The following is a 13,856-nucleotide window of genomic DNA, read 5'->3' on the forward strand; positions in this document are numbered from 1 at the left end:
ATCTATAATTTCGATTAACACTGTCAGTTAAAGTGGCTTTAATTGTTTGAAAATCAGGTCTATATTCAGTGGTAACGTTCCGGGGCTTTCAATACGCCCATCTTATTACCAAAGTACAAGGAGCAAGACATGAGTAGCGATAACAATGCCGGTGGAAAATGCCCGGTTATGCATGGCAGCAATACCCGCTCTGGCAGCGGCGGGGGTACCCGCAACAAAGACTGGTGGCCAAACCAGCTGGACATTAAAATTCTGCACCAGAACGATAAAAAGTCGAACCCGCTCGGTGAAGATTTTGACTATGCTGCTGAATTTAAAAAACTCGACTTAGCGGCAGTAAAACAAGATTTAACTGCTTTAATGACTGATTCTCAGGATTGGTGGCCAGCCGATTATGGTCATTATGGCCCCTTTATGATTCGGATGGCCTGGCATGCTGCAGGCACCTATCGCACCGCTGATGGCCGTGGCGGCGCCAGTACCGGCAACCAGCGCTTTGCACCGCTCAACAGCTGGCCCGATAATGGAAACCTGGATAAAGCCCGCCGCCTGTTATGGCCGGTAAAGCAGAAATATGGCAATAAATTGTCATGGGCCGATTTGTTTATTCTGGCCGGCAATGTGGCGCTGGAGTCCATGGGCTTTAAAACCTTTGGTTTTGGTGGTGGCCGGGTCGATATCTGGGAACCGGAAGAAGATATTTACTGGGGTGCAGAAAAAGAATGGCTGGCAACCAGTGATAAACCCGACAGCCGTTACTCGGGCGATCGTGAGTTGGCCAATCCGCTGGCCGCGGTGCAAATGGGCCTGATTTACGTTAACCCGGAAGGGCCGGATGGCAAGCCGGATCCACTTGCTTCAGGCCGTGACATTCGCGACACCTTTGAGCGGATGGCCATGAACGATTATGAAACGGTAGCACTGACTGCCGGTGGCCACACCTTTGGTAAAGCCCACGGCGCCGGCGATGCTGCGCTGGTAGGTGTTGAGCCTGAAGGCGGTGCGCTGGAAGATATGGGTTTTGGCTGGAAGAGCAAGTTTAAAACAGGTATGGGCCGCTACACCATTACCAGTGGTATTGAAGGCGCCTGGACCCCAACCCCAACCAAATGGGATAACAGCTATTTTGACGTGTTATTTGGTTATGAGTGGCAGCTGACCAAAAGCCCGGCCGGTGCCCATCAGTGGGAAGCGGTCAATCTGGCCGACAAAGACCACGCACCCGATGCCGAAGATGCCAGCGATAAAGCGAAACTGATGATGACCACCGCGGATATGGCGATGAAAGAAGATCCGGCCTATCGCAAGATATCGGAGCATTTTCACAAGAACCCCGAGGAGTTTGCTGACGCCTTTGCCCGCGCCTGGTTTAAATTAACTCACCGCGATATGGGGCCCAAATCCCGCTATCTGGGGCCGGAAGTGCCTGAGGAAGATTTAATCTGGCAGGATCCGGTACCGGCAGTAGATCATGAACTGGTAAATGATGCTGATATCCGTCAGTTAAAAGACAAGTTGCTGGCATCCGGTTTATCAAATGAAGAATTGGTATACACGGCCTGGTCATCGGCGTCGACTTATCGCAACTCAGACTGTCGCGGCGGAGCCAATGGCGCCCGCATCCGGTTGGCACCGCAGAATAACTGGCAGGCTAACCAGCCCGAGCAGCTGAAAAAGGTGCTGACGGCGCTCGGGAACATTCAGCAGGATTTCAACGCTAGCCAGAGCGGTAATAAAAAAGTATCACTGGCCGATTTAATCGTGCTGGGCGGTGCGGCAGCCATTGAAAAGGCGGCAGAGGCTGCTGGCAATAAAATTACGGTGCCGTTTAGCCCGGGCCGGACCGACGCCAGTGACGAGCAAACCGATGCCGACTCTTTTGATGTACTGGAGCCGGTGGCAGATGGCTTCAGGAATTATCTGTCGCAGGAATTTAAAGTGACTGCCGAGGAGTTATTGTTGGATAAAGCCCAGTTGTTAAACCTGACAGCACCAGAGATGACCGTGTTAATTGGCGGCATGCGGGCATTAAATGCCAACTACAACAACAGCAAAATGGGTATTCTGACCGACAGGCCGGGCCAGCTGACCAATGATTTCTTTGTTAATTTGCTGGATATGAGAACCCGCTGGGAGCCAGCTAACAGTAAGTCAGACAGCTTTAACGGCTTTGACCGCAAAACTGGTCAGCAGAAGTGGACAGCCAGCCGGGTTGATCTGGTATTTGGCTCTAACTCGCAGCTGCGGGCCTTATCTGAAGTGTATGCGCAGGCGGATGCCACACCAAAGTTTTTATCAGACTTTGTTAACGCCTGGGTAAAAGTGATGAACGCCGATCGGTTCGATTTACGTTAATTGCAAAAGTTACGCTGAATAAAAAACCGCTGCAGGGGCAACCTTGCAGCGGTTTTTATTTATCAACCGTATTTAGTGGTCGTGATCGTGTTCTGCAGCTGCGTCAGCAATACCCAGCCATACCAGTTTATGTGGCATAAAGTTAAGCTGCTTGGTTGCCACCACTTCACCGTCAGCCACATCCACTGTCAGCAAACTACGGTCAATCGGGTTTAACACATACACTTTGTCGTCACTGGCCGAAATAGCCAGTTCAAAGCGGCTGCCCTGTGGCATAGTGCTGACATCTGCTGTCGTTAGTTGCACTTTTGCAGCAAACTCAAACGCCGCTTCGTCAGTTCCTTGATGCTCGTCGCCATGCTCATGACCGTGATAGTTCAGAATAGTTAAAAAACCCTGGTTATCTAACAGCACGAACTTTTCGCCATGATCAGCAAAACCGTAACCGGTCAGGCTGGCACCTTCTGTTGCCTGCCAGTCGATCAGCTCCATTTCGCCGTCTTCGGCATGAATCGCAAAAGCACTGGCACCGGCAAAGCCAACGAAATGTTCAGCGTCCTCAGCACCAACTAAGGTGCCAATCCGCATTGAACCGGTAAAGTCTGCAGTATTAGCCAGTTTGCTGGCGGTAAAGGTAGTACCGTCCTGTTCAATCAGCAGCACCCCATCGGTACAACCAAAGCTGATAAAATGCTCGTTTTGCGCACTGCCATGCAAACCCGGGCAAAGTTCGTCGAACACTAATTCTTCATCAAAGTGATCATCGTGTGCATGATACACCGCCACCTTATCGGGCAGGGTAGTCGCACTATCGGCGTCGCGTACGGTCGAGACTAAATATTCACCCCGGGCCTGAGCCGCGCCATGCATATTCAGTGTGTAATTTAATACAGGGTAACCATTGCTGTCGGTGGTGATATCCGCTTCGGTTGTCACTGCTACTGCGGCTGGTGCGCCGCTGGCTGCATCACCATCAAAAAATATCGCCGTTTGGCTGTCAGTCCTGGTGATATGAGTGGGCCGGCTATCAGTTAATACAAAGCTGGCCAGCTCCGGTGCCTGCTGGTAAGGATGCAGGTGATCGACATGGTCTTCCTGAAACAAACCACCGTCAATAAATTCTACCCGGTCGGAAGTGCGTTGTACGGCTAACGCGTAGCGCCTGGCAGGCGACGCTGCCAATGCTGATGGAATATCGGCTACGGCGAAGGTATCCAGCAAACTGCCGTCAGTTAACTCGTACACTGAAACCAGGTTGGAATCTTTGGCCGAGATGACCAGCCGGCCGGCGGTGCTGATATCACTGTCGCCATGATCGTGGTCATGGTCACCATCATCGCCGTGGTCATGATCATCATCGACTGCTATCGGGTCTTTTTCAATAATGGTAGTGGTACTGTCGCCACAGCCACTTAGCAAAGATACCCCAACCAGCGCAGCCAACAGGGTTAATTTGGTTTGCAACATAACAACTCCTAAACACTAATCCAAAGTACTAATCCAGAGTACTCAGTCAAAACAAGAAAAAATACGGCGGGCCAGGAAGCCCCCGCCGCAAAAAAGTCAACTCGTTATCAGAACCGACCGCGTAAGCCCAGTGCCAGTGAACGGCCTGGTAGCGGGGCTTTATCTTTTAAAAATGAGGTATGAACCCGTGCTTCTTCATCGGTCAGGTTCCGGCCTTTCAGGTAAACTGTCAGCTCCTGCATCCCAACATCAAACCGATAGCTGACACTGGCATCAAGCAGGGTATAGCCGGCAGTGGCCTGCTCCATTTCAGCGACCTTGTCTTGTTTGAAGTAACGGGTTGCACGGATATCGGCACTGACGGCATCCTGCTCGTATGCCAATTCAGCTGCTACCCGCAGTGGCGGCGTGCGCGGTAAGTCTCCACCATCCTGCAAACGGGCACGTACATAATCACCCTGTAAAGTCAGTTTAAAGGGGTCATTAACCTGCCAGACATATTCTGCCTCTAAACCGTGCAGGGTAACGTCGGCCGCGGCGAACAGGTAAACCGGCATTTCGCCTGCATGCTCATCGCCATGGTCATGACCGTCATCATGGCCATGATCGTGGCCATCTTCTGCAAAAAGACCAGTATTTTGCTGGTAATAGTAGTTATCTACCCGGTTATAAAAAGCATTTAACACAAAGCCGGTATTGCCGCTGAACTTACGCAGGGTAATATCCAGGTTGTTAGATTTCTCAAGCTCAACAGGCTGAGTGTTAAGTTCAAAACCGTCTTCACCCTGCATAAACAAGGCACCGATCTCATAAGAGGCAGTACTAATATGCGGGCCAAAAGAAAGAAGCTCAGCTGCAGAAGGAGCGCGCTGTGAATGTGATACTGACAAGCCAAGATTATAACCTTCAGTAAAATCCCAGACGGTGCCAGCCGACAAGCTGTAAGGTGTAAAGCGCTGCTCTACCTCAAATACCCGGATATATTCAACACCATGGCCATGTTCGTGATCATGGTCGTGTTCATCCGCGTGGTCGTCGTGGCTATGCGCAGCTAACTCTGGCAGTATGACATTTGACGCGTTCAGAGTTACCCGCTCCAGACGGGCGCCCAGTTGCAGCAGCCAGTTGTCGATATGGCGCTCTTCGACCCAGCCAATCGCCAGCATTTCAGTTTCTGATGGTGGGGTAAACGCCTCTGCGCCCAGTGCTTCAAAATCGCTGAATTTGTAATGCAGGCTGAAACCACCGCGCCACTCCAGAAAAGTACGGTGCAGAATTTCAAGCCGCGCTTCGTGGCTGCGGTTTTTAAAGGTGGTACCAATTTCACCATGCTCAATTTCGCTATGCTGATAATCGGTGAAGGCCAGCTTGGTGTTAACTGAGCGGATAAAGCCGGTCGCTGAATTTAACTCACTTAACAACTGCAACCTGTTTTGAGTTAAATCGGCATACACGTCTTCTTCAGCACCGTGTTCTTCATGATCATGACCTTCATGTTCATCATGATCTTCTTCATGGCCACCATGCGAATGGCCCGGAATACCGTACTCACGGTCAAGCCGGCCATACGACACACCAATAAAACCATTGTCCAGCAGCAAGCTGCCGCCCAGAGTGAAACCTTTCGCCGTGGCGGCGGTATTGTCGACCCGACCTTTCACTGCGTCTTCATCTGGCTGCGCTTCAGCAAAGCCGGGAATGTCGTAACTGTCGTTATCACGCCAGAAACCATCGACATATAAACCAAGATTATCAACACCGGTTACCATTGAACCTGATGCCAGCTTCTCATCGTTAACAGAGTCGCCCTGCAGCATCCACTCGGCACGAGTAGTATTGTTGGTTGGAATGCGCTCATCCACGACGTTAACCACGCCACCAATAGCGCCACTACCGTAAAATAAAGTTGCGGGGCCGCGCAGTACTTCAATCTGGGTAGCGGTGCTGGTCTCGCTTGCTACGCTGTGATCCGGACCAATCCGGGAGGCATCTCCGGCATCCAGTCCATTCTGGGTAATTAATACCCGCGGGCCATCCAGACCACGAATTATCGGGCTGCTGGCCACATTGCCGTAAAAGTTAGAGTGCACCCCAACTTCATTTTTCAGGGTATCACCCAGGGTTGACGCCTGGTTCATTTTCAAGGCATCACCGGCCAGTACACTCACCGGCAAAGACGACTCAGTAGCCGAGGCGTGAAACGGGCTGGCGGTAACGTCAATAACTTCTATGGTACTGCTAAGCAAGGTTAGATTTACGTTAGTTAACCCCTGCTCAGGCACAGAAAAGTGAAAATTCCGATGCCCAAAACGGCGAGCCTCAACATGCAGTTCGGCTTCGCCGGGTCGTAAGCTGGATACAGTAAAGCGCCCTTCAGCATCAGTTACAACCCGCTGATTTTCGCCGACAACGGTCACTTCGGCTTTGGCCACCGGTTTGCCGTTTTCGTCTGTAATAACACCGGAAATAGACTCAGCCATAGCCTGACTGGCAAATAAGCTGGCTGCAACCACACTGGCTATAATGGTTTTTCTAAACATTTTATTCCCCATAAAGTACCGGTTTTTATTCCAATAGCTGGCAACACTTTCGGTTGTCTGAGTGATTCTTATCGAATAATTGCTATGTTATAACATTTTTAATTGTTTTGTTATACTATAACATTGTTTTTTTGCTGACAATTTCAATTCAGCTTTGGCAACGGGTTTTAAGTTTTCAGGGAGTTACAATGAAAGATCTTATTGCGGCAATGCTCTCCGGGCTCTGTGTGGTGCATTGTTTAGCCGTGCCGGTACTGTTGGCTGTGGGCAGTTCCGGCTTATTGCTGGGTGTATTCAGTTCAGAGTGGTTTCACTATCTGATGCTATTGCCAATAAGTGGCTTACTGGTATGGAGTCTGCCTGGCGGCTGGTGTGTTCATCGCAATAAAACACCGTTTGTACTGGGGCTAAGTGGCTTTTTACTGCTAATCGTATCGATTTTTGCAGGCCATGATGCAGAGCTGCCGTTATCAGTAGCAGGCGGCCTGCTACTAATCAGTGGTCATTTATATAACCGTAAACTGTTACAAAAGCCGCGGCGGCAACTGGCATGACTGCGTAACCCTTACTGACTTTCATCTGCCTAGCCATCAGCTATGCTCTGATGACGCTGGATCCTGTGTAGCCATGTTGTTGTCCGGACAGTATATACTTTATTGCTGCCGGTATAGCCCCAGCAAACGGTAGCACCAGTAAACAACAATCAGCAGGGTTAGCAAGGTCCAGCCCAGCAGGAAACTACTGGTCGCCAGCGGCATATTCGGTAGCTGGCTATTGACACCGTAGGATAACATGGCTTGGTAGCCGGCCCAGATACTGCCTGCCAGCATCAACACTGTGCCGCTAACCAGTATTACCAGAGTTTTACCGTATACCAGCTGCTGCCGTTTGGCCAGTTGTCGTTTTAAGTACATATAGCTACCACTTAGTGCCATGAACGATAGCAATAAGCCAAAGACAAACCAAATCACTTTACTGATTAATCCGGCAAAATCACCAAAATGCAGCGGATCAGCGGTATCAGACAGCCGCCAGTACAACGACAAGTCGCTGGCATTCTGGTTATACACGATGTCACTGTTTACCGGGTTAACATACACTTTGTTGGCACGGTCGCGCACCAGTACATGCCCAGCCTGGCCATTTACCTGCAGATAACCATTGTCAAACCAGACAGAACGTATCTGCAGTTCAGGCCGCAGTTGCTGCACCTTATCCAGCAACTGCGACAGAGGTAAACTGTCACCCTGGTTGTTACTGAGCGCCGGTAATTGCTTAACCGCATAGCTGCCAGCGCCCATATAGGCCACCTTGCCATCAATGACGTCAGATCGCAGCGCCTCATATAAATACCAGACACTGGTCAGGGCTATCAGCAAACTGAACCAGAGCCCCCAGAGACCAACGAGTTTATGCAAACTGGCGACATTCGCGCGGCGCTGCCTGCCCCAGCTTAAGGTAAAAAACTTACGCCACCAGTGCCGGTACAGATACAGCGCTGACACGATTGAAATAAGCAGCGGCAACGCCAGCAAAAACACCATATAAGCGGCAAAAGTCCGGTTAAAAGGTCCAAACAGTACCCGGTGATAATCGCGGAAAAACCGCTGGATAGTAAAGTAGCTGCTGTCTCCGGCGATGACGCCACTCACCGGGTCAACATACACATGGCGCCACTGCCCGTCCGCCGTTTCAATCACCACATCGTAATTAAAGCCCGGCGCCAGGGGGGCATTGGCAAAGGATACCTTGTCTGTTGGCCGCGCTGTAGCCACAATGTCATAGGCGTCAGCCAGCGATATCTGCGCCGGCTGTGTGCTCTGCGCCCGGATATTGGAGTTAGTTAACCAGTCCAGCTCGTTGGATAAAGTGGCAAAGGTGCCACTCCAGCAAATGATGAACAGCAATAAACCCGTCCAGACCCCGGTCAGACTGTGCCAGTTAAACCACTGCTTTGCATTCATAACGACGTCTCAGGTTAGTGCAGTTGCCCCGCCTGCAGTGAGGCGGGGCTTCTGCTTAGAAGCGGTAACTGAAGGTGACACTGGCAGAGCGCGGATCGCCCGGGAAAATACGGCCAAAGTTATAGCCACCAGTCCAATGCACTTCATCAGTGATATTACGCAACTGTAAAGCGGCATCCCAGTTAGTCGCCTTGTAGTACAACGCAGCATTTAGCAGGTGATAAGACGGCAGGGTTAACGCCTGCTCAAAGGTACGGCGCTCACCGACATAGCTAACCCCGGCACCGGCAGCCCAGTTATCATTAAACTGGTACTTAGCCCACAAGGTGGCGCTGTGCTTAGGTGCGCCCTCTTTGGCTTTGCCTACCTGGCTTAAATCAGTATCTTCGGTAATCCTGGCACGGTTAAAGGCATAGTTGGCAATAATATTCAGCTGATCAGTCAGCTTGCCGTTCAGCTCAAACTCGACACCACGTGCCTGCTCTTCACCGCGCTGGCGGTATTTATCAAAACCATCATTGGCCGCCTGCGTGGCCTCATCATCATACAAAATGATGTTGTTTTTGGTGATTTCATAGGCAGATACTGTCAGCAGCACTGCATCATCAAACTGCTTGGTTTTAAAGCCAATTTCAAACAACTCGCTGTCTTGTGGCTCAAACGGGCCGCCGCTTTGTGGGTTGTTGGAAAACAAATCCTGTGGCTCAAAACCGGTTACCCAGGTGGCATACAAGCTGGAGTTGGCCGACAGCCTGTAAATCGCACCAGCCCGCGGCAGTATTGCGCTGTCTTTCGCGCCAAAGCCATCAGTATCAATAATATCGTAGTTTTCAGAACGCACGCTTAGCAGTAATGACCAGTTGCCAAGATCCATCTGATCCTGAATATACCAACCGGTGCTTTTAAAATCACCGCCCCAGGGTGCGTCTGCGGTGGCGCCATAAGTTTGTGGATCACGCACGCGGTATTCCGGCGCTAAAATGTCAAAAGTATCAACATTATTGGCTCTTAATTGCGCCAAGTGATAAGAGCGGTCAACATAATCAATACCCGCCACCAGATTGTGGTTAATGCTAAACAGGTTGAACATGCCGCTGATATAGGCCGACACATTCGACACATCCGCACTTTCATCGCGGTCAACATACAGCAGGTTAATGATGGAGTCTGAGCCATCGACATAATTGCGAATACGATGCTCAACCAGCTTTTGCTCATAATCCTGATGCATGTAGTTCAGCACGGCAGACCAGCCATCACTTAGCTTGTGATCAATCGCAATACTGCTGGTCAGCGACTCAGTATCCATCTTATCGCCGGGTTGTGTTACTGACACTTTTACCGGCACCTGACCCAGCGATGATGCATTGCGCACATTTGGCTGGCCACGGTCTAAAATGCCTTTAGTATCAGCGTATACCAGCTCCAGGTTTACTTTGGTATTGTCGCTGGCCAGCCAGGTAATGCTGGGCGAGGCGAGTAAGCTTTCATTAAATATCTGATTACGGAACGAATCTGAGTCTTCATAACCCAGGTTAAACCGGTACAGCAGCGATTCATCGCTATTGGCTGGCCCTGTGGTATCAACAGCAATATAGCGGTCCTGATAGCTACCTAAGCGGGCACTTACTTCGTTGCGCCGCTCTGCCAGTGGCTTTTTTGTCACCATATTAACGGTACCGCCCGGGCTGGCGTCGCCAAAGATGGCCGAGGCAGGGCCCTTAATCACTTCTACCCGTTCTACATGGGCAATAACCGACTGCGACCAGAAGTCATTGTAGGTGCGCATGCCATTGACACGGCGATCATCAGAGTTACGAAAACCGCGGATAGTAATATCGTTATAGACCGAAAACTCGTTCACACCGCTGATAAAAGGTGCGACATCGTTTAAGCGCATCATCGCCTGATCTTTGATTACCTCTTTGGTAACAGCGCTGATCGACTGCGGTATATCAAGCACATCAGAGGCCACTTTAGTAGCAGAATAACTATATTCAGAAAAGGTTTTGCCGGTAAAGCGGCCGATAACCTCTATTGTTTCGACATAGTCTGCTGTTTTCGCTGCTTCTGCTGGCGGTTGTTCTGAAGTTGTTTGTTCCACTGCGACTGCGCTCAACGACAGTAATGCAACGCTTATTGCTGATAATTTAAACCCGTTCATTACGCTTCCCTCAATTAAAACTGACGGAATGATAATGAGAGTGATTCTCAATGTCAATTGCAGGCCGGCCGGTTCCTGTGATTACGATCTACTTACTGCTCTGCCATCTGCTGTAAGAACTGCAGCCGTTGCCGCTCTTCGCCACTGGCCTGAAAAGGCTCATCGCTCCGGGAATGGGATTCGTATTCTAAAAACCCTTACATTTTTCTGGATTTTCTTAATCAAAAGAAACAGACTGCGAACTGATTAAAGATTTAATAATGCCGCAGCAGCAGGGAGATTTCGCATTGATAACTAAAACAAAATGCTCGCTTTACACATTTGCAGTTGTTGGATTAAATCTAATCACTGTGATATTTCCGGCAAATACCAAGGCACAGGGATTCGAACGTGGCTGGGAAGTATCTGTTCACACCGGCAGAGCGAGCTTGGATCGTTTTACGGAAGCAGAAGGTAATGATCTGTGGCATCACGTAACCGACGATAATGGTACCGTTTTTGGTGGCTCAGTTTCTTATTCATTGCACCCAAACCTCAGTGTGCGCGGCTTATACGAGCGGGCAAACGACTTAAGCAGTACCAATGGTTGCAGAACAGGTGAGTATTGCTTGTCTATTTCGCTAGACGAACGCGGCGATGTCGAGCACAGTGCAATTGCCTTTGTTCCTGAACTACCACTGTCCGATAAAGTAGATTTATTCGGCAGTATCGGTTTCGGGACAACCCGAAAGAGCGCGGGTCCGCGACTTAAGGGCTACAGTGAAAACGGTTTAGTGTACGGTGCCGGCCTCCGCTATCGTCTCGAACATGATCTTTCGTTATCTGCTGAGTACCAACTCGCAGGTTCAGAATACAACGTGTTTCGCGTCGCTTTTGGTATCCGATTTTGATACAAGTTCCTGTTAAATATAGCGTTACAGTACAGTTCTGCAGCATGAACTATTTGCATTTCAGTATTACTGCTCTGCCATCTGCTGTAAGAACTGCAGCCGCTGGCGCTCTTCGGCACTGGCTTGCCAGGGCTCGTCGGTTAGCTGACTGAGTGAGAAAAACTCCAGCGAGTACTCGCTTTGCTCACTGTCGCCATAGCGGGTCAGTTCACCGGGTATCGCAGGCCGGCGCTCCAGTACAAAGCTACTGAGAATATAAGGGCCCTCCTGTTGGCGCAGCACCGCTTTATAAGCCCGTAAGGTGAGTTCAGCATCACCTTCTGCCAGCTTTTCAGTGCCGGTTAGAATAGCCAATGGTTGGCGCTTCTCAGTAAATAAATTCGCCCGCAACCGGTAGTAGCCAGCTTGCTCCACATTGAGCTTTACCGGAATAAGCATGTCGCTGCCCACCCCACGGGTAGAACCGACGCCGGTAATCGTTGCAACCGGATGGCTGTATAAAAAGCCGGTTTTCAGGGTCTGCTCGCGGCCATCAGCAGTAAATGTAACACTGACTTCCAGCGGGCCGTCCCAGTCGTCTTCCGGACTTAGTTCAACCTGCCAGTATTGTTCAGCGCTCTGGCTATCGCCCTGACCAGCACTGTTTTGCATTGCTTCAGCTGCTAACAATTTACTGTTTTGCTCACTATGCAGCTGCACACTAACGCTGTGTACCGTCAAACCACTAACCTGCAGCGTTACCGGTATTGGTTGTGGATAGCTGAAACGATACCTTGGCAATACGATAGCGGCACTGGCACCGCCCTCAAGCGGCACTTGTTGCGGCACATAGTTGTTGGGATTTAATAAATGACTGTCATCCGGGTTCAGTGGTCGCGAATAGCCAGGGTATTCAAGCTCACTGGCATAAGCACTGGCCATCAACTTAAAGCTTTCCGCTATTGGTTCCGGCACCCTTTCGGTAACCGTAATGGTGGGAGCACTTTCTGGCACGCTGTCAGCCGTTGCGGCTGGCTGAGTCGGTTCAGCAATTTCTGCAGGAGCGGCAGCCGGCACCATTTTTACCACTGGTTCTGGCCAGAAAAACCACAGGCCTGACAGCAACGCTGCCAGGCCCAATACTACAATGATGACTTTTTTCAATGCTTAAACCATAGCTGTTAGTTTGCGGCCTGATACACCAGCGCTGACATGCTGGTATTATTTGAGTTACGCACTACCCGGTAACGTGAGCTGAATATCCACCAGCCGCGGCTTTCATCATAGGTATTAAACTGCAAGCGGTCGTTATTGGTATAGGTAGCACTGCTGTTGGCAGCGGTTACTTCGTCCTGTACCCGGTTTTCGATTAAGCCACCGTGACTGTAGCCTTCACTCATCAATAGCGGATAGTGGTAAGGCATAAAGTTGCGTACACCGCTGCTCTGACTTGCCAGCTTACCGTCAAAGGCGATACTGCGCGAACAGCTGTTAAAACTGGCAGCAGTTGACGCGCCACAGGCTGAGTGGCTGGCAACCACACCATCATCCTCTCCCGGTAAAAATGCGCCGGTAGCACCCAGATAATCTGAGCCGGCACCAACAAAGCGTAACCTGGGTACCCGGCTATCCGGGAACGACGCCAGCTGACGGGCACTGTTTACCCGCAAGTCATTCAGTACCCCTACGGTACTGGCATTAGGTATTTCGCCAAGCCAGGCCGCCAGTGCCAGCCGCAGGGTAAAATCGATCAGGCCTGAACCACTGGCGACATTAACCGCTAAATCCGCCAACTCTGAACCACCACCGGCACCGGCAAAATCAAAAGTTGCCACAATATTCAGTGGTTGCATCCCGGCATTTTGCAGCCACAAAGCCTGGTTATCAAGCAAATAACGGGTAACTAAATCACCGGTAGAGTGGGTTACAAAAATACAGCCGTTGGCACAGGTACCATTGCGGGACATTTGCTGCAGCTTGGGCCAGATATAATCACTGGCTATTTTACCGGCAACCCGTTCGTGCGCTGGCCAGTCAATGCGCACATCGGCACGGTCGCGCCAGTAGGCCTGCCAATACGCGGCACCGTCGTTTGCCACTTCGCTGGCATTGGGCCGACTGGCCAGCTGATCAGGTTGTAAACCATGCACCAGCACTACCGGATAGCCGCTAACAGCGGCAGCAAGATTAAAGCTGACGGCTAAACCGCCCAGTAAAGCTGCACTGAGCAGCCCGCTTAATTTTTTCATTACATGTCCTCGTCTTTATCTTATTTTTATTAACGAAAGCGTTTAGTGCTTTCGCCTGACTGGTAATGCTGTCCAGACTCAGTGAACAAAAATAGAACAGCTGCCGCTGAGCGCAAGAGGTGGTTTTAGGAACAACAGGGACGGTACAGGCTAGTTAGCTGGCTGGTTGTTTTAATAAACTACGGCCCGGAAAATTGGCAGCTCAGTGGCACAGCATTAACAGGCGCTTAATCGGTAGCGTAGGATTA

Annotated in this window: 9 protein-coding genes; 3 read left to right on the forward strand and 6 right to left on the reverse strand. The window is 50.5% G+C overall.

Annotated elements, in window-relative coordinates; all coding sequences use genetic code 11:
* Positions 1 to 129 precede the first annotated feature (129 nt).
* Entirely contained in the window at positions 130 to 2,355 is a 2,226-nt protein-coding gene (gene katG, locus KQY15_RS08700) for a catalase/peroxidase HPI (RefSeq protein WP_217668796.1), read from the forward strand.
* A 72-nt stretch (positions 2,356 to 2,427) separates the two neighbouring features.
* Here the strand turns inward: katG and KQY15_RS08705 are convergent, their stop codons facing one another.
* Both KQY15_RS08705 and KQY15_RS08710 read right to left on the reverse strand, forming a co-directional pair.
* Positions 2,428 to 3,822 carry a 5-methyltetrahydrofolate--homocysteine methyltransferase gene (locus KQY15_RS08705; protein WP_217668797.1) on the reverse strand — a complete coding sequence of 465 codons (1,395 nt, stop codon included), beginning with the start codon at positions 3,820 to 3,822 and terminating at the stop codon, positions 2,428 to 2,430.
* A gap of 107 nt (positions 3,823 to 3,929) precedes the next feature.
* Positions 3,930 to 6,362: a TonB-dependent receptor gene (locus KQY15_RS08710; RefSeq protein ID WP_217668798.1), complete on the reverse strand. Its 2,433-nt coding sequence runs from the start codon at positions 6,360 to 6,362 to the stop codon at positions 3,930 to 3,932.
* Positions 6,363 to 6,550: 188 nt separating this feature from the next.
* On the opposite strand from KQY15_RS08710, the gene KQY15_RS08715 reads away from it, so the two are divergent.
* Positions 6,551 to 6,916: a MerC domain-containing protein gene (locus tag KQY15_RS08715; protein WP_217668799.1), complete on the forward strand. Its 366-nt coding sequence runs from the start codon at positions 6,551 to 6,553 to the stop codon at positions 6,914 to 6,916.
* A 99-nt stretch (positions 6,917 to 7,015) separates the two neighbouring features.
* On the opposite strand, the gene KQY15_RS08720 is transcribed toward KQY15_RS08715, so the two are convergent.
* A complete protein-coding gene (locus KQY15_RS08720) occupies positions 7,016 to 8,326 on the reverse strand; it encodes a PepSY-associated TM helix domain-containing protein (RefSeq protein ID WP_217668800.1) in 1,311 nt (436 codons plus the stop codon).
* Positions 8,327 to 8,381: 55 nt separating this feature from the next.
* Complete coding sequence (locus KQY15_RS08725; protein ID WP_217668801.1) at positions 8,382 to 10,490, reverse strand: TonB-dependent siderophore receptor; 2,109 nt, start codon at positions 10,488 to 10,490, stop codon at positions 8,382 to 8,384.
* Positions 10,491 to 10,750: 260 nt separating this feature from the next.
* Between KQY15_RS08725 and KQY15_RS08730 the strand changes: the two genes are divergently transcribed.
* Positions 10,751 to 11,380 carry an outer membrane beta-barrel protein gene (locus KQY15_RS08730; RefSeq protein WP_217668802.1) on the forward strand — a complete coding sequence of 210 codons (630 nt, stop codon included), beginning with the start codon at positions 10,751 to 10,753 and terminating at the stop codon, positions 11,378 to 11,380.
* Positions 11,381 to 11,446: 66 nt separating this feature from the next.
* On the opposite strand, the gene KQY15_RS08735 is transcribed toward KQY15_RS08730, so the two are convergent.
* Positions 11,447 to 12,523, reverse strand: a complete 1,077-nt coding sequence (locus KQY15_RS08735) for a hypothetical protein (protein ID WP_217668803.1) — start codon at positions 12,521 to 12,523, stop codon at positions 11,447 to 11,449.
* Between the two features lie 17 nt (positions 12,524 to 12,540).
* The gene (locus tag KQY15_RS08740) at positions 12,541 to 13,608 is read right to left on the reverse strand and encodes a hypothetical protein (RefSeq protein WP_217668804.1); all 1,068 of its coding nucleotides are present in this window, start codon (positions 13,606 to 13,608) and stop codon (positions 12,541 to 12,543) included.
* Between the last annotated feature and the right edge of the window lie 248 nt (positions 13,609 to 13,856).

This window comes from Arsukibacterium indicum (genome assembly GCF_019100565.1).
Classification (GTDB): domain Bacteria; phylum Pseudomonadota; class Gammaproteobacteria; order Enterobacterales; family Alteromonadaceae; genus Alishewanella; species Alishewanella indicum.